The organism is Nonomuraea sp. NPDC049714, from assembly GCF_044465295.1.
In the GTDB taxonomy this organism is placed as follows: domain Bacteria; phylum Actinomycetota; class Actinomycetes; order Streptosporangiales; family Streptosporangiaceae; genus Nonomuraea.
Genome location: NZ_JBITLM010000007.1, coordinates 112,247 through 133,908, shown reverse-complemented (window position 1 = coordinate 133,908; position 21,662 = coordinate 112,247). Strand labels below are relative to the sequence as shown.

23 protein-coding genes are annotated in these 21,662 nt (G+C 70.6%); 9 read left to right on the top strand and 14 right to left on the bottom strand.

Going from position 1 to position 21,662, the window contains the following annotated elements:
• Positions 1-65 precede the first annotated feature (65 nt).
• The 3 genes from ACIBQX_RS26800 to ACIBQX_RS26790 are packed head-to-tail and all read left to right on the top strand — an operon-like array spanning position 66 to position 2,897.
• Positions 66-767, top strand: coding sequence for a flavin reductase family protein (locus ACIBQX_RS26800; protein ID WP_397009086.1), 702 nt, complete (start codon positions 66-68; stop codon positions 765-767).
• 43 nt (positions 768-810) lie between these two features.
• Positions 811-2,106 carry a DUF2252 domain-containing protein gene (locus ACIBQX_RS26795; protein WP_397009084.1) on the top strand — a complete coding sequence of 432 codons (1,296 nt, stop codon included), beginning with the start codon at positions 811-813 and terminating at the stop codon, positions 2,104-2,106.
• A 44-nt stretch (positions 2,107-2,150) separates the two neighbouring features.
• Complete coding sequence (locus ACIBQX_RS26790) at positions 2,151-2,897, top strand: SDR family oxidoreductase (protein WP_397009082.1); 747 nt, start codon at positions 2,151-2,153, stop codon at positions 2,895-2,897.
• Here ACIBQX_RS26790 and ACIBQX_RS26785 read toward each other — a convergent pair.
• From ACIBQX_RS26785 to ACIBQX_RS26775, 3 genes are all read right to left on the bottom strand, one after another.
• Complete coding sequence (locus ACIBQX_RS26785; RefSeq protein WP_397009080.1) at positions 2,887-3,708, bottom strand: RimK family alpha-L-glutamate ligase; 822 nt, start codon at positions 3,706-3,708, stop codon at positions 2,887-2,889. The two genes, ACIBQX_RS26790 and ACIBQX_RS26785, sit on opposite strands and share 11 nt — an antisense overlap.
• A gap of 92 nt (positions 3,709-3,800) precedes the next feature.
• Positions 3,801-4,061: a hypothetical protein gene (locus ACIBQX_RS26780; RefSeq protein ID WP_397009079.1), complete on the bottom strand. Its 261-nt coding sequence runs from the start codon at positions 4,059-4,061 to the stop codon at positions 3,801-3,803.
• Between the two features lie 87 nt (positions 4,062-4,148).
• Complete coding sequence (locus ACIBQX_RS26775) at positions 4,149-4,406, bottom strand: hypothetical protein (protein ID WP_397009077.1); 258 nt, start codon at positions 4,404-4,406, stop codon at positions 4,149-4,151.
• A gap of 213 nt (positions 4,407-4,619) precedes the next feature.
• On the opposite strand from ACIBQX_RS26775, the gene ACIBQX_RS26770 reads away from it, so the two are divergent.
• Positions 4,620-5,333: an NIPSNAP family protein gene (locus ACIBQX_RS26770; protein ID WP_397009075.1), complete on the top strand. Its 714-nt coding sequence runs from the start codon at positions 4,620-4,622 to the stop codon at positions 5,331-5,333.
• 49 nt (positions 5,334-5,382) lie between these two features.
• Here ACIBQX_RS26770 and ACIBQX_RS26765 read toward each other — a convergent pair whose 3' ends face one another.
• Together ACIBQX_RS26765 and ACIBQX_RS26760 are read right to left on the bottom strand one after the other, a co-directional pair.
• Positions 5,383-6,054 (bottom strand): pentapeptide repeat-containing protein, encoded by a 672-nt coding sequence (locus tag ACIBQX_RS26765; RefSeq protein WP_397009073.1) that lies wholly within the window; start codon positions 6,052-6,054, stop codon positions 5,383-5,385.
• 32 nt (positions 6,055-6,086) lie between these two features.
• The gene (locus ACIBQX_RS26760; RefSeq protein WP_397009071.1) at positions 6,087-7,577 is read right to left on the bottom strand and encodes a glycoside hydrolase family 3 protein; all 1,491 of its coding nucleotides are present in this window, start codon (positions 7,575-7,577) and stop codon (positions 6,087-6,089) included.
• A 220-nt stretch (positions 7,578-7,797) separates the two neighbouring features.
• Here ACIBQX_RS26760 and ACIBQX_RS26755 point away from each other — a divergent pair, with 220 nt between their 5' ends.
• Positions 7,798-8,466 (top strand): TetR/AcrR family transcriptional regulator, encoded by a 669-nt coding sequence (locus ACIBQX_RS26755; protein ID WP_397009069.1) that lies wholly within the window; start codon positions 7,798-7,800, stop codon positions 8,464-8,466.
• Positions 8,463-9,143 carry a DNA alkylation repair protein gene (locus ACIBQX_RS26750; protein ID WP_397009067.1) on the top strand — a complete coding sequence of 227 codons (681 nt, stop codon included), beginning with the start codon at positions 8,463-8,465 and terminating at the stop codon, positions 9,141-9,143. The genes ACIBQX_RS26755 and ACIBQX_RS26750 overlap by 4 nt, the downstream gene beginning before the upstream one ends.
• A gap of 66 nt (positions 9,144-9,209) precedes the next feature.
• Here the strand turns inward: ACIBQX_RS26750 and ACIBQX_RS26745 are convergent, their stop codons facing one another.
• Positions 9,210-10,049 carry a LysR family transcriptional regulator gene (locus ACIBQX_RS26745; RefSeq protein WP_397009794.1) on the bottom strand — a complete coding sequence of 280 codons (840 nt, stop codon included), beginning with the start codon at positions 10,047-10,049 and terminating at the stop codon, positions 9,210-9,212.
• A 90-nt stretch (positions 10,050-10,139) separates the two neighbouring features.
• Between ACIBQX_RS26745 and metE the strand changes: the two genes are divergently transcribed.
• Positions 10,140-12,320 (top strand): 5-methyltetrahydropteroyltriglutamate--homocysteine S-methyltransferase, encoded by a 2,181-nt coding sequence (gene metE, locus ACIBQX_RS26740; protein ID WP_397009065.1) that lies wholly within the window; start codon positions 10,140-10,142, stop codon positions 12,318-12,320.
• Here the strand turns inward: metE and ACIBQX_RS26735 are convergent.
• Positions 12,298-12,852 (bottom strand): GNAT family N-acetyltransferase, encoded by a 555-nt coding sequence (locus tag ACIBQX_RS26735; protein WP_397009063.1) that lies wholly within the window; start codon positions 12,850-12,852, stop codon positions 12,298-12,300. The two genes, metE and ACIBQX_RS26735, sit on opposite strands and share 23 nt — an antisense overlap.
• A gap of 75 nt (positions 12,853-12,927) precedes the next feature.
• Here ACIBQX_RS26735 and ACIBQX_RS26730 point away from each other — a divergent pair, with 75 nt between their 5' ends.
• On the top strand, positions 12,928-14,094 hold the full coding sequence (locus ACIBQX_RS26730) for an ROK family protein (protein ID WP_397009061.1): 1,167 nt from the start codon (positions 12,928-12,930) through the stop codon (positions 14,092-14,094).
• A 7-nt stretch (positions 14,095-14,101) separates the two neighbouring features.
• Here the strand turns inward: ACIBQX_RS26730 and ACIBQX_RS26725 are convergent, their stop codons facing one another.
• The 5 genes from ACIBQX_RS26725 to ACIBQX_RS26705 are packed head-to-tail and all read right to left on the bottom strand — an operon-like array spanning position 14,102 to position 18,966.
• On the bottom strand, positions 14,102-15,010 hold the full coding sequence (locus ACIBQX_RS26725; RefSeq protein WP_397009059.1) for a carbohydrate ABC transporter permease: 909 nt from the start codon (positions 15,008-15,010) through the stop codon (positions 14,102-14,104).
• Between the two features lie 2 nt (positions 15,011-15,012).
• Complete coding sequence (locus ACIBQX_RS26720) at positions 15,013-15,924, bottom strand: carbohydrate ABC transporter permease (RefSeq protein WP_397009057.1); 912 nt, start codon at positions 15,922-15,924, stop codon at positions 15,013-15,015.
• Positions 15,924-17,336: an N-acetylglucosamine/diacetylchitobiose ABC transporter substrate-binding protein gene (gene ngcE, locus ACIBQX_RS26715; RefSeq protein ID WP_397009055.1), complete on the bottom strand. Its 1,413-nt coding sequence runs from the start codon at positions 17,334-17,336 to the stop codon at positions 15,924-15,926. Before ngcE ends, ACIBQX_RS26720 begins: the two co-directional genes overlap by 1 nt.
• A 19-nt stretch (positions 17,337-17,355) precedes the next feature.
• Positions 17,356-18,090, bottom strand: coding sequence for a sugar isomerase domain-containing protein (locus ACIBQX_RS26710; RefSeq protein ID WP_397009053.1), 735 nt, complete (start codon positions 18,088-18,090; stop codon positions 17,356-17,358).
• The gene (locus ACIBQX_RS26705; RefSeq protein WP_397009051.1) at positions 18,091-18,966 is read right to left on the bottom strand and encodes a MurR/RpiR family transcriptional regulator; all 876 of its coding nucleotides are present in this window, start codon (positions 18,964-18,966) and stop codon (positions 18,091-18,093) included.
• Positions 18,967-19,039: 73 nt separating this feature from the next.
• On the opposite strand from ACIBQX_RS26705, the gene ACIBQX_RS26700 reads away from it, so the two are divergent.
• Complete coding sequence (locus tag ACIBQX_RS26700; protein WP_397009049.1) at positions 19,040-19,978, top strand: N-acetylglucosamine kinase; 939 nt, start codon at positions 19,040-19,042, stop codon at positions 19,976-19,978.
• Here ACIBQX_RS26700 and ACIBQX_RS26695 read toward each other — a convergent pair.
• Positions 19,968-20,786, bottom strand: a complete 819-nt coding sequence (locus ACIBQX_RS26695) for a carbohydrate ABC transporter permease (protein WP_397009047.1) — start codon at positions 20,784-20,786, stop codon at positions 19,968-19,970. The two genes, ACIBQX_RS26700 and ACIBQX_RS26695, sit on opposite strands and share 11 nt — an antisense overlap.
• Positions 20,783-21,661 (bottom strand): carbohydrate ABC transporter permease, encoded by an 879-nt coding sequence (locus ACIBQX_RS26690; protein ID WP_397009045.1) that lies wholly within the window; start codon positions 21,659-21,661, stop codon positions 20,783-20,785. Before ACIBQX_RS26690 ends, ACIBQX_RS26695 begins: the two co-directional genes overlap by 4 nt.
• Position 21,662: the final 1 nt, after the last annotated feature.

The window sequence follows — 21,662 nt, the reverse complement described above, 5'->3', positions numbered from 1 at the left end:
CCGCGCGCCTACCGTCCAAGCAAGCGCTTGGTATGATAGGCGCGTCAGGTGAAGAGGAGGCGACCATGGGCACGCACGCCACCGGTCTGATCGCACCGGAAACGATCGCTCCGGGCACGATCACGCCGGGAACGATCGCGCCGCGCACGCCACCGGCCGCGCTCGCGCCGGCCGGGGTGATCGCGCCGGAGCGGCGGGTCGCTCCGTTGCCGCCTCGCCAGCGCAGGACTCGCGACGGAGCCGCCATGCCGACCGGCCCTTCCAACGGCAGTCGCCGAGAAGACGGCCATCTCGACAGCAGGACGTTCAGATCGGTGCTGGGCCGGTTCGCCACCGGAGTGGTGGCGATCACCGCCCTGGACCCGGTGGACGGCAGGCCCTGCGGCCTGGCGGCCAACTCCTTCACCTCGGTGTCGCTCGACCCGCCGCTCGTGGCGTTCTGCGTGGCGCACACGAGCACGAGCTGGCCCCGAGTGCGCGGCGCGAAGGCGCTGACCGTGAACGTGCTGGCCGAGGACCAGCAGGCCGTCTGCGCGCAGATGGCGACCAGGGGCGGCGACAAGTTCGCCGGGCTGCGCTGGACCGGCTCCCCCGGCGGCAACCCGGTGCTCGACGGCGCGCTGGCCTGGCTCGACTGCGTGGTGGAGGCCGAGCACCCGGCCGGGGATCACGTGATCGTGGTCGCCCGGGTGCTGCAGCTCGACACCCACGCCGACGGCGGCCCGCTGGTGTTCTACCGGGGCGGCTACGGCGGCTTCGCCGAGTGACCCTGCTGGTCAGAAGGGGCAGGCGGGATCTACTGTCCAGGGTATGAGCACACGCTCCTCCTTCCTGCTCGACGTCCTCATGACGGAGTTCGGCGAATCGATCAAGCTTGATCCTCCCGCTTTCAGGAGGAAGTTCCGGAAGATGGCGGCCTCCCCCTTCGCGTTCTACCGGGGCAGCGCGGCCCTGTTCTACGCGGACCTGACCGGGCCGTACGCCGACGAGTCCTATCTCGACCCGGCGACCAGCCGGGTGTGGATCCACGGCGACCTGCACGCGGAGAACTTCGGCACCTACATGAACGCCTCGGGCGTGCTCGTGTTCAACGTCAACGACTTCGACGAGGCCTACGTCGGGCCGTACATCTGGGATCTCAAGCGCTTCGCCGCCAGCGTGGCGCTGCTGGGGTACGCCAAGGCGCTGTCGGACGAGGTGATCGGCGGGCTCGTCGGCGGCTTCGCCGGGGCCTACCTGACCGAACTGGCCGCCATCGCGCGCGGCGGCGACGACGCCATCGGGGCGCTCACGCTCGACACCACCTCGGGAGTGCTGCACCGGGTGCTGCAGACGGCCCGGCTGCGCACGCGGGTGGCGATGCTGGAGGTGGAGACGGTGGTCGAGGAGTACGACCGGCGCTTCGCGTTCATGGAGGGGCGCGAGCCCGTCGAGCCGGGGACCCGGGCGCAGGTGCTGGCCGCCTTCGAGGACTATCTGACGACGCTGCCGACGCCGTCGAGCCCGGTGGAGCACCTGATCAAGGACGTGGCTCTGCGCAAGGGCGTGGGCATCGGCTCGGCCGGGCTGCCCTCCTACAACCTCCTGCTGGAGGGGACCTCACAGGCGCTGGAGAACGACGTCATCCTCTACATGAAGCAGGCGCAGGTGCCCGCGGTGGCACGGCACATCACCGATGAGAAAGTGACCCACTACTTCCACCACCAGGGGCACCGCACGGCCGAGTCGCAGCGGGCCCTGCAGGCCTACGCCGATCCCTGGCTCGGCTACACCACGCTGGGCGGTGTGGGGCAGCTCGTGGCCGAGGTGTCGCCGTACTCCGCGGATCTCGACTGGGACGACGTCAACGAGCCGGCGGAGCTGGAGGCGATCGTGCGGGACCTGGGCAGCGCGGTGGCGCGCATGCACTCGGTGGCCGACGACGAGTCCAGTCACGACCTGGTGAGCTTCTCCACCGAGGAGGCGATCGTGGCGGTGGTGGGCGACGACCGGGCCGGGTTCGCCGAGGCGCTGGTGGACTTCGCCCACCGGTACGGCGCGCGGGCCCGGGAGGACCATCAGCGGTTCGTCGACCTGTTCCGCAACGGCCGGCTGCCCGGAGTCTGACCGGCCATGGCAACCGACCGGTCGGTATGGCATGCTTCCGAGACATGAATCTGTTCTCGGTGGAAGGCAAGACCGTCGTCGTCACGGGCGGTTCACGGGGCATCGGACGCATGATCGCGGCCGGTTTCGTCGAGGCGGGCGCACACGTGCACATCTCCGCGCGTAAGGCCGCCGAAGTGGAGAAAACGGCCGCCGAGCTGGGCTGCTCCTCGGTGGTCGCGGACCTGTCCACGCCCGAGGGGGTGCAGACGCTGGTGTCGGCCGTCGACGGGCCGGTGCACGTGCTGGTCAACAACGCCGGCGCCACCTGGGGCGCACCCCTGGCCGACTATCCCGAGCACGCCTTCGACAAGCTCTGGGACATCAACGTCAAGGGCGTCTTCTACGTGACCCAGCGCTTCCTGCCCCAGCTGCGGCAGGCGGCCGGCGCGGAGGACCCGGCCCGGGTGATCAACGTGGGATCCATCGACGGGATCAGGGTGCCGGAGATGGAGACCTTCGCCTACTCGGCCTCCAAGTCGGGCGTCCACATGCTGACCAGGCACCTCGCCAAGCAGCTGGCCGCCGAGCACATCACGGTCAACGCGCTGGCCCCCGGGCCGTTCGAGTCCAAGATGATGGCCTTCGCCCTCGACGACCCGGCGACCCGGGAGGCCATCGCCGCCGGCATCCCTCTGGGCCGCATCGGCCGTCCGGACGACATGGCCGGCGCGGCCATCTTCCTGGCCTCCCGCGCCGGCGCCTACCTGACCGGCACCGTCATCCCGGTCGACGGCGGCCTCACCTGCTGAGCAGCTCGCACAGCGCCTCGGCGAGGCGCTGCGCCGCCCCGGGCTCCTGACGCAGATAGAGGTACGGCTCCGTCAGCTCGACCTCGATGACCGCCGGGCCGCCGTCATGAAGCCGGACCAGGTCGATCCTGGCGTACAGAAGGGCCTGAGGGATGGCGGCAAGCACCTTCTCCGCGAGTTCGACCTGGTCCGGGGCCGGTGTGCGCGACTGCGCCCGTACGTTGTCCGCGCCGGTCATGCCGGGGGCGAGCATCGGCGTGCGGCGGACGGCGTGGCTGAAGCGGCGGTTGAAGTAGAGGAGCGAGGTCTCGCCCTCGGACTCGACCATGTCGAGGTAGGGCTGGACCATGGGCGTGCGCCCGGCGCTCTCCAGGGCGGCGGCGTGCGCCTGAGCGCGGTCGCGGTCGGCGGTGCGGATCGTGTCGCGAGCGCCGGCGGAGATCGCGGGCTTGACGACGTAGTCGTCCCAATGCGGCAACTCCTGTGACGACCAGTGCGTGGGCACGATCGGCACCCCGAGGTCGCGCAGGTAGGTCTTGTCGGTGTTGGCGGCAAGGACGGCGGCCGGGTTCAGCAGGCGGGTGACGGACTCCACCCGGCGGGCCCAGGAGAGAAACTCGGCCCTGCGGTCGACGTAGTCCCAGACCGAACGGACCACGACGGCGTCATAGGCGGCCCAGTCGACGCCAGGATCGTCCCAGCGTTCGGTCCGGCCCTCGATGCCGGCCGTATGCCAGGCGTCGAGGGCCGGCTTCCGCTCGTCATCATGGTCGTCATGATCATCGAACGTCACATATGCGCAGGTAGTCATCCGGCGATGCTAATGCCGACGCCGGGATGAGCCCGCGTGGGCACACGCCCCCGCGCTCCGCGCCGAGCGCGGGCGCGCGTGCCGGGATCGGGCTAGTCGACGCGGACGCCGAAGCCCGCCCGGCTGTCATCGGAGGCGACAGCGGCGTTGCCGTTGATGTTGTTGACGTTGGTCGAGCCACGGCCACCGAAGTTGGCCGCGCCGATGTTGGCGAAGTTGTTGCCCGACTGCGAGGTCTCGTCGTTACGGCTGGAGTTGCGGTTGTCAGTGTCGGCGTAGGCCGGGGCGGACAGGAGGGTGAGACCCGCGGCGGCGACAACGACGAACCCGGTCACGCTGAGCTTCTTGATCATGTCGATTTCCTTCCACAGAGGTTAGGTCGAGAGAGGTCAGACGCTCGCCGGGACCCTGGGTCCGGCGGGCAGGAAGCCGTGATCGGTCTAGTAGAAGATGTAGGTCACGGCGATGCTGTCGTTCGTCGCGGTCGTGGCGATGCCGTTGAGGTTGTTGACGTTGGTGGACCAACCCCAGCCTCGGTTGACCATGGCGATGTCCGCGAAGTTGTTCCCCGACTGCCAGGCCTCGGTGTTGCGGCTTCGGTTGTCGGCGCGGCTGTCCGCGTGCGCGGGGACGGCCAGCAGCGTGACGCCCGCCGCTGCCGCGACCACGGCACCGGTGACGCACAGCTTTCTGATCACTTGAGCTCCTTCGCCGTTGGCTTCGAGAGGCGGTGGAACGCCAGGGCCCGAAGGCATGCCACAACCCCCTTGACCTGTCTTGACCCATGAGGATCAAGGTCACAGCGACTATATAACCGTGGGTCATTAATCGGTAGCTTAAAGTAATCAGAAGATTCTTCTGGCAAAGTCACTGACAAGGGATGTCAGTGACAGCGCCATACCGTCGGCCGCATGATCTACGAGCTGCGGCAGTACACACTGCGCCCCGGCATGCGTGACACGCTGATCGAGCTGTTCGAGCGCGAGTTCGTGGAGGCGCAGGAGAGCGCCGGGATGGACGTCGTGGGCCACTTCCGCGACCCTGACGCGCCCGACACCTTCCCCTGGCTGCGGGCGTTCGCGGACATGGACAGCCGCCGGGCGGCCCTGTCCGCCTTCTACGGCGGCCCGGTCTGGAAGGCCAACCGCGACGCGGCCAACGCCACCCTGATCGACTCCGACGACGTCCTCCTGCTGCGCCCGGCCGGCCACGGCTTCCAGCGATCACCGCGCCCGCCCGCGGCGCCCGCCTCGCCACCGTCGTCACTGCCGTCGTCACTGCGGTCCTCGCCGTCGTCGTCGCTGCCCTCCTCGTTGTACGTGGCCACGATCTGCCACGTCGAACCGGGCGCCGTCGGGTCGTTCCGCGAGTTCTTCGCCGGGCAGGTGGAGCCGGTGCTGGCCGAGGGCGGGGCGGCGCCGGTCGCCTGCTTCGAGAGCGAGCACGCGGTCAACACCTATCCGGCGCTGCCCGTACGTACAGGTGAGGAGGTTTTTGTGTGGTTCGCCCGCTTTGAGCGGGCGCGGGACGAGCGCGTGGTGGAGGTGCCGGCGCTGGAGAAGTACCTCACCGCACCGCCTCGCCGCCTCCGACTCGCACCCGCGGCCCGTTCAGCCCTGCGCTGAGCTCTGGGCGCGCCGCGCTGAGCCTCGGGCGGCGCCGCGCCTCAGGGCGTCAGATCACGTTGATGCCCCGGGCGGCGAGGATGGCGTCGGCCTGGGCCCGGTTGATGGTCGCGCCGGCGAAAGCGTACAGCCTGGCGTCGTCGATCTCCCCCAGGTCGGCGCCGCGCAGGTCGGACCGGGCGAAGACGGTCTTCAGCAGCTTGGCGCCGCGCAGCCTGCAGTCGCTGAAGGTGGCCTCGGTGAAGTCGCAGCCGGACAGGTCGGCCTCGTCGAAGCGGACGCCCTCGATGAGGTCGCCGCGCATCGAGCAGCCGCCGAGGTTGGCCAGGGTGAGATTGGAGCGGGTGACCTTGAACCCGGTGCCGCGCGAGCCGGTGAGCGAGGCGCCGATCAGGCGGCAGCCGGTGAAGGACGCGTCGGTCAGCAGCGCGCCGCCGAACTGCGCGGAGGACAGGTCGACGTTGGTGAACGTCACGTCGATGAGGTCGGCGTCGCTGAACCTGACGCCCATCCCGCCGCCGCCGCTGAAGACGGCCCCGTCAAGGTCGGCCTTGCGGAAGTCGGTCTGCTCCAGCACGCACGACTCGAAGCGCGCCCCGGCCAGGGAGGCTCCCCACAGGTCGGCCTCGGTGAGGTCGCAGCCCTGGAAGAAGTGCGTCTCGTCCGGCGCGAGCCGGTCCGTCAGGGATTTACGGGACAGATCCTCGCCGTCGAAGTTCACGGTTTCAGACGCTACCGGTCGACTGCGGGCAGTCAGACGCGGGCGGTCAAGCTGCCGGTGATCACCTCGGCGGCGGCGCGGCCGCAGACCATCGCGGAGCCGTACGTGGCGATGTGCACCGCGCCCAGGTCGGAGCGCGCGGGCAGGCCCATCTCCACCACGACGGCGTCGGGCCGGGCGCTGAGCAGGTGGCGCAGCGCCTCGCCCTGCCAGGGGTGGCGGTGCACGTCGCGGACCACGAGCACGAGCGGGCGTCCGACCGCGCCGGCCAGCAGGTCCTCGATCGCGGCCCCGGTGGCCTGACCGGCGGCGAACCTGGTCACGGTGGTGCCGGGCAGCAGCGCGGCCAGCGGCCCCGCCACTCCCCAGGGGGTGCCCTTGTCGATGGCCAGGTTCATCTCCGGCGACAGCTCCACCACGTGCGGTGCGGTGGTGAGCGGCAGCACGGCGGCGCTGGACCTGCGGGTGACGCGGACGGCGCGGCGGGCCGCGGTCAGGCCCAGGTGGCCGTTCGCGCTGGGGGCGCTGCCCGAGGAGGTGGTCCAGACGGCCAGCTCGCGGACCCTGCGTGCGGCGTCTGCCAGGCGCTCCTCGGGCAGCAGTCCTTCGGTCACGGCAGCGGCGATGGCGTCGCGCACCCCGATCGCGGTCGCCTCGTCGGCCCGCTCACCGCCGATGCAGATGGCGTCGGCGCCGGCGGCGATGGCGCGCGCGGAGGCCCCGCCGATGCCGTGCCTCCCGGAGACGGCGGCCATCTCGATCCCGTCGGTGACGATCATGCCGTCGAAGCCGAGCTCCTCACGGAGCAGCCCGGTGAGCACCTTGGGGCTGAGCGTGGCGGGCAGCTCGGGGTCGTAGGTGGGGACCAGGAGGTGGCCGGTCATGATGGACCGGACTCCCTCCTCGATGGCCGCGCGGAACGGCCGCAGGGCGTCCTCGATCCCGCCGGAGGCCACCATGGGCACGCCGTGGTGGGAGTCCACCGAGGTGTCGCCGTGGCCGGGGAAGTGCTTGGCGCACGCGGCCACACCGGCGGACTGCATGCCACGGACGAAGGCCCGGGTGTGGCGGGAGACCACGTCGGGGTCGGCGCCGAAGGCCCGCAGGCCGATGACGGGGTTGTCCGGGTTGGAGTTCACGTCGGCCGAGGGCGCGAAGTCGATGGTGATGCCGGCTGCGGCCAGGTCCCGGCCCAGGTCCGCGGCGAGCGCCTCGGTCAGCGCCACGTCGTCCACCACGCCGAGCGCGTAGCCGCCGGGGCGGGTGCTGCCGGTGAGGACTTCGAGCCTGGTCACCTCGCCGGTCTCCTCGTCGGTGCCGACCAGGGCGGCGGGGTTCTCCGCGCGCAGCGCCGCCGTCAGCCGGGCGACCTGGGCCGGATCGGCGATGTTGCGGGAGAACAGCACGACGCCGGCCAGGCCCTCGGCGAGTCTGCGGCGCACCCAGTCCGGCGGGGTGTGACCCGCGAAACCCGGCAGGAGCACGGCGTCGGCCATGTTGAGGAGGTCACCGCTCTTGGACATGACTCGAAATCTAATAGGAAAGTTTCTTATTTGCTAGAGGCATTTTCGAACGTCAGCCCATCTCCTCCCCTGACGAACTCCGCCGCCGCGCCCAGCCCCGTCCCGCCCGGCCGGGCCGGCCGACCGGTCCGGAGGCCGTCGCCAATCAAGCGCTTGGCCGCAGCGATGAGCTGGGCCGGTTAGGTGAACAAGCGATTGTCTGAGGGCCCATAATGAGTACGTGACAACGCGAAAGAACTCCGCGGGCACCGCCGCTCCGGCGAAGCGCCAGCGAGCCAACTCCTCGGGCCCCGCGTCCGAGCGCCGTGACCATCTCGTCAAGCTCGCGGCGGAGCTCTTCGCGCGCAAGGGCTTTCAGGCCACGACCGTACGCGAGATCGCCGAAGAGGCCGGCATCCTGTCGGGCAGCCTCTATCACCACTTCGACTCCAAGGAGACGATCGTCGACGAGGTGCTCTCCACCTTCCTCGATGATCTCATCGCCCGCTACCGCGCGGCCCTCGAGACCGGCGGAGACCCGCGCACGGTCCTGTCGGAGATGGTGCGCATCGGCTTCGGCACGCTGGAGCCGCATCGCGCCGCGATCACCGTGATGCAGAACGACTGGAACTATCTCCGTCAGTTCGAGCGGTTCAACTATCTGGTGAAGGCCGAGGAGGAGGTGGAGCAGATGTGGGTCGCGCAGATCAAGGCGGGGCAGGGCGTCGGGCTCTTCCGCCCCGACGTCGATCCCAAGCTGACCTACCGGATGATCCGCGACACCATCTGGGTGGCGGTGCGCTGGTTCCGCCCCGGCGGCAGGCTCAACACGACCGGGCTGGCCGAGCACTACATCACCGTGCTGTTCGACGGGCTGGCCACCGGTGAGCGGACGTCCCAGCGAGCATGAGTCTCGGTGAGGCGGTGCGGCATGCGCTGCGAGAGGCCGCGCAGCCGGACAAGGCCGCCACCATGCAGGCCTACATGAAGTCCAAGATGCCCTTCCTGGGCGTGCAGGCGGTGCCCCGGCGGGCCATGCTCAGGCAGGTTTTCGCCGCCCACCGGATCGACAGCGCGCCCGAGTGGCGCCGGGCGGTGCTCGCGCTCTGGCGGGAGGCCGAATACCGCGAGGAGCTCTACGCGGCGATCCAGCTCACCGGCCACCACCTCTACCGCGACTACCAAACCCTCTACACGATGCCGATGTACGAGGAGATGATCGTCAGCGGTGCCTGGTGGGACCTGGTGGACGAGCTGGCCACTCACCGGATGGGCGCCCTGCTCACCGCGTTCCCCGACTCCATGCGGCCGTTGATGCTGCAGTGGGCGCACGACGACGACCTGTGGAAGCGGCGCACCGCGATCCTGTGCCAGAACCGGTTCAAGTCCCGCACCGACACCGCGCTGCTGTTCGCCTGCATCGAGCCCAGCCTGTCGGACAACGACTTCTTCGCCCGCAAGGCGATCGGCTGGGCCCTGCGCGAGTACGCCAAGACCGACCCGCGCGAGGTGGTCCGCTACGTGCGGGCCAAGGGCATCTCAGGGCTGAGCCGACGCGAGGCGCTGAAGAACCTGCCGGTCACCTAGCCGGCCGTGGACGCGGCGCTCCGCCACGCCTTCGACCTGGCGGGCGGTTGATCGTCCGTCCCGGCATCACCGGGTCCACAACGCGTCCTGTACGGCCTGCACCAGGGCGAGCAGCTCACCCGTGACCCGATCCTTGGACCAGGCCAGCGCGTAGGTGATGCGCAGGTCGGGCGCCTCCAGCGGGACGAACCTGACATCGTCCCGCCGTACGGTCCTGACCAGGAGCTGCGGGATCGGCAGCAGCCCGGCACCGGCCGCCACCAGGTCGAGGGCGGCGGCGAAGTCGTCGCCGGGCAGCAGCCGGCGGTGGCCGGGCAGCCCGGTCCAGGGCCTGCCGTCCGGGGTGAGCACCGCCTGCCCGGCCAGGTCGGCGGGCACGAGCGCGGCCCTGCCCGCCAGGGCGTGCCCGGTGGGGACGGCCACGTGGTCCACCGTGACGTGGAAGCGCGCCGCCGTGACGAACCTAGCCGGAGCCGGGATGGCCAGGATCGCCGCCGAGACCTCGCCGGACTCCAGCGCCGCCGAGGCGACCGCCCGTCCCGCCATGCGCAGCTCCACGCCGATCGCCGGGGTACGGCTCGCCATCCTCCTGACGATCCTGGCGGCCAGCGCGCCGATCAGCGGAGGATAAGCAAGGTGAATAGTAGGGCGGGCCAGCCGGGCCGCCTCCGCAGTGAACGCGGAGGCGGATTCGAGCACCTGCTCGGCGTAGGGCAGCAGCGCCAGACCCGCGGCCGTCAGGCGCACCTCGCGGGCGGAACGCTCGAAGAGCCTGACCCCGGTCGCGCGCTCCAGCCTGGTGATGGCCTGGCTGATGGCCGGCTGGGACAGGCCCAGGTCGGCGGCGGCCCCCGAGAAGCTGAGCCGGGCGGCGACCCCGGCGAAACAGCGAACCTCTTTGAGCATAAGCACCACGAATACATGATGCATGACGGCAGGCGGACTGTGCAGGATGCCACCGTCTCGATCAATCGCTGAACCTCGCATGGAGCCCTCATGTCCCGTTTCCCGCAGTCCACCGTGCTCGGTTACCCGAGGATCGGCCCGCGAAGGGAGTTGAAGCGGGCGCTGGAGTCCTACTGGGACGGCCGCACCGGCCGTGACGAGCTGGACCGGGTGGGCGCCGCCATCAGGGCGGACACCTGGCGCAGGCTGGACGAGCTGGGGCTGGCGGCGCTGCCGTCCAACACGTTCTCGCTGTATGACCAGGTGCTGGACACCGCCGTGCTGCTGGGCGCGGTGCCGGAGCGCTATCGGGACGCCGCCGACCCCTACTTCGCCATGGCGCGCGGCACCGACGGGGTCGCGCCGCTGCGGATGACCAAGTGGTTCGACACGAACTACCACTACATCGTGCCGGAGGTCGGCCCGGAGACGGTCTTCAAGCTGGACGCCGCCAAGCCGCTCGCCGAGCTGCGGCAGGCGCGCGAGCTGGGGTTCGAGACGCGGCCCGTGGTGATCGGGCCGGTCACGTTCCTGCTGCTGTCGGCGGACCCGGCCGCGGCGCTGGACCGGCTGGACGACGTGCTGGCCTGCTACGAGGAGTTGCTCGGCGCGCTGGCCGCCGAGGGTGTGGCGTGGGTGCAGCTCGACGAGCCGGCGCTGGTGGCCGACCGCAGCCCGGCCGAGCTGGCCGCCGTGCGCGCCGCCTACGAGCGGCTCGGCGGCGTGGCGGCGCGGCCCGCCCTGTTCGTCGCCTCCTACTTCGGTCACCTGGGTGAGGCGCTGCCGGTCCTGGCCGCCACCCCCGTGGAGGCGATCGGGGTCGACCTGGTGAACGGCGAGGTGGACGGGCTCGCGGCGCTGGCGGGCAAGACGGTGGTGGCGGGCGTGGTGTCGGGGCGCGAGGTGTGGCGGACGGCTCCGGAGCGGGCCGCGCACGCGCTGCGCGCCGTACGTGATCATGCCGCGCACGTGGTGGTCAGCACCTCGTGCTCGCTGCTGCATGTGCCGTACGACGTCCGCGACGAACCGGACCTGGACCCGGAGCTGACGGCGCGGCTGGCGTTCGCCGAGCAGAAGGTGGCCGAGGTCGTCGAGCTGGCGCGCACCGGCTTCGACGGGCCGGAGCCGGTCACGCGCCCGGCGCCACGGTCGCGGCCGGAGACGGTCGAGCAGCGCAGCCCGTACGAGGTGCGCGCGGCGGCGCAGGCCGCGCACCTGCGGCTGCCCGTGCTGCCGATCACCACGATCGGGTCGTTCCCGCAGACCGGCGAGCTGCGCCAGGCCCGCGCGGCCACGGCGGCGGGCACGCTGGCCACCGAGGACTACGAGCGCCTGGTGGAGGCCGAGATCGAGCGGGTCGTGCGGCTGCAGGAGCGACTCGGGCTCGACGTGCTCGTGCACGGGGAGCCGGAGCGCAACGACATGGTGCAGTACTTCGCCGAGCACCTCGACGGCTTCGCCGTCACCAGGAACGGCTGGGTGCAGTCCTATGGCTCCCGCTGCACCAAGCCGCCCATCCTGCACGGCGACGTGGCCAGGCCCGAGCCGATCACCGTGCGCTGGGCCCGGCACGCCGGCTCGCTCACCGGCAAGCCGGTCAAGGGCATGCTCACCGGGCCGGTCACGATCGTGGCCTGGTCGTTCGTCCGCGACGACCTGCCGCTGCGCGAGGTGACGTTCCAGGTCGCGGACGCGGTGCGCGAGGAGGTGCGCGACCTGGAGGCGGCCGGACTGTCGATCATCCAGGTGGACGAGCCCGCGCTGCGCGAACTGCTGCCGCTGCGCCGCGCCGGGCAGGCCGGCTATCTGGACTGGGCGGTGGCCGCCTACCGCCGGGCCACCTCGGGCGCGGGTGACAGCACGCAGATCCACACCCACCTGTGCTACTCCGACGCCGGCGAGATCCTGGCCGCCATCGACGGGCTGGACGCCGACGTGACGACGATCGAATCGGCCAGGTCCGGCGCGCGGATCCTGGAGGCGGTCGGCTCCTTCGGCCGCGGGCTGGGGCCGGGCGTGTACGACATCCACTCGCCCCGGGTGCCCTCCGGCGAGGAGGTCGAGGAGCTGCTGCGCAGGACGCTGGCGGCGCTGCCCGCCGAGCGGGTCTGGGTCAACCCGGACTGCGGGCTGAAGACCCGCACCTACGAGCAGGTGGAGGCGGCACTGGCCAACGTGGTGGCGGCGACCGGCAGGCTGCGGGCCGAGCTCACCGCCCGTAGCGCTCGGTGAACTCCTCCGTCGTCATGCCGAACAGGATCTCGTCCTCGTAGCGGCCGGCGGCGAAGCGGGCGCGGCGCCGGCGGCCCTCCTCCACGAACCCCAGCCGCCGGTGCAGCGCCAGCGACGCCTCGTTGGAGGCGTACACCTTGGCGTCGGCCTTCTGGAAGGCCCGCTCGTGGAACATGTAGCGCAGCAGCAGCACGATGGCGTCACCGGCGTAGCCCTTGCGGTGGTGCGGGGTGCCGATCGAGATGCCGTACGAGAACGTGCCGTTGTGGCGGTCGACCGTGTGGGTGAGGATCATGCCGACCGGGGCGTCGCCGTCCCGGCCGGCGATCACCAGCCGGAACTCGTCCGGGTCCGGCTCCTTGGCGGCCAGCTCGGCGGCCCACTGCCTGGCCCGCTCCGCCGAGCGCGGCGGGTGGATCCGCCAGCCGTTCCTGGCCGCGTCGGTGTCCTCGTCGAAGGCGAGGAACGCCTCCCTCTCCTCCGGCTCGATCGCCCGCAGCCGCACTCGCCGGCCCACCCATATCGACGTCATGATGCGCAGGAAACCAGAGAACACCGGTGCGCCGCCACACCGTTTTCCTCGGTCAAGGAAACGTACAATTCCGCTGTGAAGGACTCCGGGGCAGCGGACGTGCTCAGCCTGCGGCGCCACAATCTCTCCCTCGTCCTGCACCACCTGCGCGATCACGGTCAGAGCTCCAGGATCGAGGTGTCCGCGGACACCGGGCTGGGCGCAGGGGCGGTCACCAGCCTGGTCGGCGAGCTGATCGGCTACGGGCTGGCCGAGGAGGTGGGGCTGCGCGGCACCGGCTCGGCCGGGCGCCCGCGGCGGCTGCTGACGCTCGGGCACACCTCGGTGGCGGCCGTCGGGGTCCGGCTGGATCCGGCGTTCATCTCCGTGCGGGTCACCGATCTGGCCGAGCGCGAGCGCTACCACGAGCGGGCGCCCCACGGGCTGCGGGCGCCGACGGCGGACGAGATGGCCAAGGCGCTGGCCGAGCGGATCATCCGGGCGGTGGGCGAGTGGCACGGGCGGACCGTGTCGGTCGTGGTCGCCGTGCCGGGCTGGACGGATCGCGGCATCGTGACCAGCGTGCCGTTCGGGTGGCGGCTCGCGCCGCTGCTTCCCGCCCTGCGCGAGCAGCTCTCCCCCGGGATCGGGCCGGTCGCCCTGGTCAACGACGGCAACCTGGAGACCTGGGCCGAGTATCAACTGCTGCGCCTGACCGGGGTGCGCGATCTGATCTATCTGGCGGGCGGGATCGGCGCCGGCGGCGGCGTCGTGGTGGACGGCCGCCTGGTCTACGGCGCTCACGGGGCGGCGGGCGAGCTCGGTCACCTGGAGGTCGAGCCCGGCGGGCTCCCCTGCCCGTGCGGCCGGCGCGGCTGCCTCGAACGGTACGTGTCGCTGCGGGCCCTGCTGGATCGTTCTGGCATCGGCGAGCACGAGCGGGGCGTGGAGGAGCTCGCCGACCGCGCCGAGCGGAGAGACGCCGCCACCCTGCGGGCGCTGCAGGAGGCCGCCGAGCGGATCCACTCCGTCGTCATGAACGCCAGGATGCTGCTGAACCCGCAGGTGGTCGTCCTCGGCGGCCACTTCGGCAGGCTGGTGAAGTGGCTCGGGCCGGTGATCGCGCACGACACGCTGCGGGTCTCGCCGCCGTTCGAGGTGCGCGCCGCCGGTCATGCGCGCGACGCCGCGCTGTACGGCGCCACCTGCTTCGCCGTGTCCGCCATCCTGGACGACCCGCTGCTGGTCACCCGGCCGTCATGAGACCGCTCTACTTCAGCGCCCCCATGGTCAGGCCGGCCTGGATCTGCCGCTGGAAGATCGTGTAGACGACCAGCATCGGCAGGATGGCCAGCGTCAGCGCCGCGAACAGGGCGGCCCAGTCGGAGTCGTAGCCCGCGGCCGTGGAGATGTCCGCGATGCCCTGGGTGAGCACCCACTTGTCCCGCTCCTGCAGCAGCACCAGCGGAAGCTGGTACTGGTTCCACTGGCCCAGGATGTTGAAGATGGTGATGCTCACCAGGCCCGGCCTGGCCATCGGCAGCATGATCTGGAAGAAGACGCGGGTGTGCGACGCGCCGTCCACCATGGCCGCCTCCCCCACCGCCGTGGGCAGCGTGCGGAAGAACGCCGCCAGGAAGAACACCGTGAACGGCATCGAGTAGGCGATGTAGACGAGCACCAGGCCCGCATGCGTGTTGAGCCCGATGAACGGCCCGACCAGCGGCACGTTGCCCATGTTCTGCACCACGAAGAACAGCGGCGTCAGCGCCAGGTACACGGGGAAGGCCAGGCCGGAGACGAACAGGAGGTAGACGGCCCGGTTGCCGCGGAAGGCGTAGCGGGCCAGCACGTAGGCGGCCATCGCGCCGCACAGCATGGTGCCGAACGTGCTGAAGGTCACCACCACGACACTGTTGATCATGTACTGGCCGATGTGCGCCTGCTCCCAGGCCCGCGCGAAGTTGTCCCACTGCAGGGTGGCGGGCATCGACCAGGCGTTGCCGAAGATCTCGTCCTCGCTCTTGACCGAGGCCAGGAACGTCCACAGGATCGGCACCACCGTCAGCACGGTCCACAGCAGCAGCGCCAGGTGCGACAGCATCGCCATCGGCCCCAGCCGCCGCCTGCTCTCCTGGCGGGCCAGCTTGCGGGAGTTCGCGACCGTCCACGAGGTCATCTCTAGTACTCGATTCTTTCGCGACGCGACAGGCGCAGCGACAGGATGGCGAAGCCGATGGTGAAGAAGAACATCACGACGCCCAGCGCCGAGGCGTAGCCGAAGCGGAAGTACTGGAAGGCGTTGCGGTAGATCTCGGTGGCCATGACCGTGGTGGAGAAGTCCGGGCCGCCGTGCTGGTCGGTCATCACCCACACGATCGCGAACACGTCCAGCGCCAGGATGCCGAGGTAGACCCAGGCCACCTGCACCGTGTCCCAGAGCAGCGGCAGCGTGATCCGGAAGAACAGGCTGACCCGCCCGGCCCCGTCGATCTGCGCCGCCTCGAACATGTCACTCGGGATGGAGGCCAGCCCGGCGGAGAACAGCACCACGTAGAAGCCGACCGCCTGCCACACCATGACGCCGAGCACCGACCAGAACGCCAGGTCCGGATCGGACAGGAAGCCGACCGGGCCGCCCCCCAGCGCCATCAGCGGCCCGTTCAGCATGCCGCTGCCGTCGGGCCTGAACACCTGCTGGAACAGCACCGCGACCACGGTGACGGCCAGCACCTGGGGGAAGAAGAACAGCACCCGGTAGAACTTCGACCCGGCGACCCCGCCCACGCCCCGCCCTTCGCGCCCCACATTGAGGAGGAACGCGAAGAACAGGGCGATGACGATCGTCACCAGCGGCAACAGCACGAGGAGCGCCGCGTTGTGCGTGACCGCCTTCCAGAAGATCCCGTCGGAGAAGAGCCTGACGAAGTTGTCCAGCCCGACGAAGTTCGGCGTGGCGGTCACGCCTCGCCAGTCGGTCATCGCGATGTAGAACGCCTGGGCGTACGGCGAGATGACGTAGACCAGGTAGAGCGTCACCGGGGCCGCCAGGAACGCGGTGATGAACAGGCCCCGGCGATAGGTGTTGAACATCAGCGCTTGTACTTCTTGATCGAGGAGTCGTTCTTGATCTCATCCGCCTTCTTCTGCAGGCGGTTCACGTACTCCTCGGGGGTGACTCCGCCGGTCATCAGCTGGCCGGTGGCGGCGACCGCCTCGTCGTGGAGCTGGGCGTACCAGGTGCGCCAGCGGTAGTAGACGGTGTTGGCGCCGGCGGCGGCGAGCGCCGCGGTGGCGCTCTTCGCGCCGGGCGACAGCTCACGCCCGTCGCCCGCGCCCTTGACCACCGACACCGTACGCACCAGCTCGCTGAAGTCGCCGGCCGCCTTCTTCGACAGCATGGCCCGCAGGTACTCCATGCCGCCCTGCGGGTTGGCGCCCTTGGCCGGGACGATGAACGACTCGCCCGGCTGGGTGTGCAGGGTGCCGTGGGGCATCTTGTCGGAGTCGGTGAAGTCGGGGATGGGGAACATGGCGTACTCGAAGTCGTCGGGCGTGGTGGTCTTCTGCTCGTTCTCCAGCCACGACCCGGACGGCAGCATGGCCACCTGGTACTTGTTCTGCGCCGTCTGGGTCTGGACGTGGTCCAGGCCGGCGGTGCCCTCCATCAGATACTTGGCCCCGACCTCGGCCCACGCGGTGGCGGCCGTCTTCATCGGCTCGCTGGACCAGGCGCCGTCCTCAAGGTTGTCGATGTTGACCAGGACCTCGTTGCCGCCGATCTTCGCGGCCATGGTCAGCAGCGGCTCGTACAGGTACTGCGGGTGCTTGCCGGCGTAGGTGAACGGCGCCATCTTGCCGGACTTCTTGATCGTCTCGCACAGCTTGAGGAACTCGTCCCAGGTCGTCGGCGCCGTCCAGCCGTTGTCCCGGAAGACCTTCTGGGAGTACCAGATGCCGTGGATGTAGTTGACGTAGCCCAGCACGCTGAACTTGCCGTCGTAGGTGCCGAACTCGATCACCGCCGGGTCGAGGATGTCCTTCACCTTGACGGCGGGGTCGTCCCAGCTCGGCGCGTCCAGCATCGGGGTCAGGTCCTGGAGCTGGCCGTCCTGGGCCAGCGCGCCCATGTCCATGGCGTTGGCGCCGGAGTTGTCGATGACGTCCGGCGGGTTGCCGCCGGCGAACCTCGGCTGCAGGACCTTGGTGATCTCCTTGGTGGAGTTGTGCTTGATCGCCACGTCGGGATACTTGGTCTTGAACAGCGGCTGGTGGATGTCCGTGGCGTAGGCGTTGCCGAAGCCGCCGTCGAAGATCCACACCTCCAGCGGCTTCTTGGCGTCCACGCCGAAGGGGTTCGCGGCGCTGGTCGCGACCGGGGCGGCCGACGAGGCGGGGGCCTGCGTCTGCGGGGTGGCGCAGGCGGCGAGCGCGCCCGCCACGGGGGCGATGGCGGCGGCGCGCAGGAGTGCGCGCCGGGTGATGCTGTGGGGGGTGTTGGGCATGTGAACTACTCCTGACTGGTCAAGCTCCACGTCTGATGCGTCCTGCGTAGCGGCTCTCCAAGGCCTTGTTGTGCTCGTCGCCGCCGGTAACGTTTACCGACAGGTAGACCGGCGGTGTCTCCCCCAGCTCCACCAGCATGTCCACGGCCTCGGTGACGACCATCTGGGCCAGCAGCGCCGAAGTGATCGTGGAGACCGCGCCGTAGCTGCCGCCTCCGGGCAGCTCCATGAGGGCGTCGCCGTAGGGCGCGCCGTTGTCCAGCACGATGTCGGCCAGGTCGAGCAGCTTGCCGCCCGACGGGTGCCGGGAGGTCATCTGGATGCTGTGCTTCACCGAGGTGATCGCGATCAGCTGGTGACCGCGCTCCTTCACCAGTGCGGCCAGCTCGACCACCGTGCCGTTCACGCCCGAGCTGGAGACCAGCACGAACACGTCCTGCGGCGCGACCGGCGCCAGCTCGTAGATGCGGTGCGCGACCGCCGGATCGCGCTCCAGCTCGGGGGTGAGCACACTGGCCGGCTCACCGCCGTACAGGACCAGGTCTTTGGGCGTGAGCCGGTTGCTCGGCACCAGCCCGCCCGCCCGGCCCGCGATCTCCATGGCGATGGCCTCGGAGTGTCCCGACCCGAACGCGTTGACCACGCCGCCCGCCCGCAGCGACGCCACGACGGCCTCGGCCGCCCGCCGCACCGGCTCCTCCTGCGTCTCGGCGACCTGACGGGCCAGCTCCAGGGCCATGGATGCGTACGTCATCTAGCCTCTCTCCACGCGGTGGCTCTCCACCGCGCTGATCGTGAGCTCGAACGCCTGGTTGGTGCGCTCGTAGGTGCGCTGGGCGACCGCCACGTAGACGGCGTCGAGCACGAACAGCTGCGAGTGGACCGCGGCCAGCCCGCCGAGCCGGAACGTGGTCTCCCTGCTGGCCGTCGTCAGCACCAGGTCGGCGAGCTCGGCCAGCGGCGAACGGGCGAAGGAGGTGACGGCGACCGTCCTGGCGCCGTGGCTGCCCGCCTCGGCCAGCGCCTCCATGACCTCGCGGGTGCGGCCCCGGTGGCTGATGCCGATCGCGATGTCCTCGGCGTTCATCAGGGCCGCCTCCGACAGGGCGACGTGCGCGTCGCCCGCGCTCCAGCACGGGATGCCGATCCGCCGCAGCCGGCCCTCCAGCATGGTCGCGACGTTGCCGCTGGTGGAGACGCCGACCAGGAGCACCCTGCGGGCGGCGATGATGTCGTCGGCGACCTTGGCCACCACGCCCGGATCGAGCTGGGCGGCGGTGTCCTGGATGAGCCGGGTGTCGGCGGCGGCCATCACCTCGATGGCCGCGTCGATCGGGTCGTCCGGGCCGATCTCGTGCCCCACCCCCGCGCCCCAGCCCGCCTGGGCCGCCCTGCCGGTCTCGGTGGCCAGCGCCACCCGCAGCTCGGCGTAGCCGGAGAAGCCGAAGGCGCGGCAGAACCGGGTCACGGTCGCGGGCGAGCTGCCCGCGCGCTCGGCCAGCGTGATGATGGTCATCCTGGCCGCATCAGCAGGATCGGCGAGGATGACCTCGCCGACCCGGCGCAACGCCTCAGGCAGACCGGACAGCTCCGTCTCGATGCGGCCAAGTGCTCCTGAAGTCACGAACATTCCTTCCGGATATCGCGTCTTCTGGCGAAAATTATTCTTGCAATGCGGTCAAGTCAAGACCCACAATCTGATCGTGACGAATTCGCTCGTGGTCGGAGTCGACGCCGGAGCCACCTCCACCCGCGTCGCGGTGCACACCCTCGACGGCACCCGCGTCGGCTACGCGACCGGAAACGCCGGCAACCCCAGCGCGCACGGCCTGGCCAAGGCGGTGGCCGCCATCGGCGACACCCTGCGCGAGGCGCTGACCGGCCAGGACGGCTCCCGCGTGGTGGCGTCCCTGGCCGGGGTCGCCGGGCACGTCCAGTCGATGGCGCCCGCGTTGGGCAAGGTCTGGGCCGACCTGGGCATCCCGGCCGGTCCCCGGCTCACGGGCGACGTGACGATCGCCTACGTGGCGGGCACGCCCGAGCCGGACGGCTCGCTGCTGCTGTCGGGCACGGGCGCGGTGGCGGCCCGGATCGCCGGCTACGAGATGGTGGCCATCGCCGACGGCCTCGGCTGGCTGCTCGGCGACGAGGGCTCCGGCTTCTGGATCGGCCGCGCCGCCGCCAAGGCCGTCGCCGCGTCCCTCGACCGCGGCTCCTTCTCCGGCCTGCTCACCGAGCTGGTGCTGGCGCACTTCCTCGGCGCGGAGCGCCGCTCCGCGCCGCGCGACACCGCCGATCGTCTCGTACGGCTCGCGCAGGCGGATCACATGCGGCTGGCCACGCTGTCGCCCCTGGTGAGCCGGGCCGCCTCGGCGGGCGACCCGACGGCGCTCGCGATCGCCCGCGAGGCGGCCGATCACCTGGTCGCCACGGTCAGGCGGGTGCATGTCTCCGGTCCCGTGGTGCTCGCGGGGAGCGTGCTGACGAACGACGGTCCGGTACGGCAGGGCGTACAGGAGTCGCTGGCCGACCAGGAGGTGGCGACGGCGCGGGACACGGCGGGGGCGGCGGCCTGGCTGGCCGCCCGCGACCTGCTGCCGGAGGGCGACCGGGAGGCCGCGCACACCCGCTTCACCCCTTGATCGCACCCGCCGTCATGCCCGCGCCCACCCGCCGCTGCAGGAAGAGGAAGAGCAGCAGCGCCGGAAGCGCGAACAGGCTGGCCGCGGCCATGGTCGCGCCCCAGTCGGTGCCGAAGACGTCGCGGAAGGACGACAGCCAGACGGGCAGCGTCCGTTTGTCGTGGTCCTTGATGATCAGCACGTTGACGAAGGCGAACTCGTTCCAGGCGGTGATGAACCCGAACAGCGAGGTCGCCATCAACCCGGGCGCGAGCAGCGGGAAGACCACCCTGCGGAACGCCACCAGCCGGCTGCACCCGTCGACCTGGGCCGCCTCCTCCAGCTCCGGCGGGATCGCGGCGAGGAACCCGCGCAGCGCGACGATCGTGAACGGCAGGGTGATCATGAAGTAGACCCCGGTCAGCATGGCCAGCGAGTCGAGCAGGTCGGTGTCCCTGGCGATGATGAACACCGGCACCAGCAGCGCCTCCCACGGCGCCATCTGCGCGGCGAACACCATGACCACGAACGCGCCCTTCCCGCGCCACCGCATCCGGGCCACCGCGAACGCCGCCAGCAGCGCCACCACCAGCGCGAGCAGCACGGCGACCACGGTCACCAGCAGGCTGTTGCGCCAGAAGGTCCAGAAGCCGGGCGCGGTCACGGCGGTCGCGAAATGCTCCAGCGTGGGGGCGGCAGGCCAGAACGTCGGGGTCTCCGACTGGATGTCCCGGGTCGGCTTGAACGCCGTCAGGAACATCCAATAGACCGGGAAGATCGTCACCAGCAGTACGGCCAGCGCCGCGGCGTTGAGCGTGAGCCTTCTCATGAGCGGACCATCCGTCGCAGGTTGCTGATCAGGGCCACGGCGAGGATGCCGACGGTGAGCAGGGCGACCGCCGAGCCCAGGTCGTAGCGGTGCAGCACCCGGGCGACCTTGAACGCGTAGATCGGCAGGGTGGTGGTGGCGTCGCCGGGGCCGCCCTGGCTGAGCACCCAGATCTGCGGGAAGCACTTGGCCACCCAGATCACCTCCAGCGCGGTGATCAGCGCGAAGAGCTGCCGGAGGATCGGTACGGTGATCTTCCAGAAGACCTGCCACCCGGTGCCGCCGTCGATCCGGGCGGACTCGTACAGCTCGGCCGGGATCGTGGTCAGGCCCGCGTAGAGGGTGAGGGCGGCGAACGGCACGGACTGCCAGACGACCAGGAGGACCAGGACGGCGAAGGTCGCGTTGCCGTCGGCGAACCAGGCGTAGCCGTCGAACGAGCCGAGGCCGAGCGTGGTCAGCAGCCAGTTGACCACGCCCAGCTCCGACTGGAACAGCCACTGGAAGATCGTGGTGGCCGCGATCACCGGCGTGGCCCAGGCCAGGGCGAGCGCGCTCATCAGGGCCAGCCGCATGCCGCGCCGCAGCCGAACGAGCATCAGCGCGATGCCGGTGGCCAGCACCACGATGAGCACCACGTTGATCGCGGTCCAGACGACCGTGCGCAGCAGCACCTGCCAGAACTCGGCTCCGGACAGCAACTCGTGGTAGTTGCCGAGGCCGATGAACTCGGCGCCGCCTCTGATGAGCTCGCCCATGCGGAAGTGCTGGAGCGAGATCACGGCCGCCTTGAGCAGCGGATAAAGGAGGAGGAAGGCCCCACCCGCCACCGTGGGGGCGATGAGCAGGTAGGGCCAGAAGGAGCGGGTCCGCAAC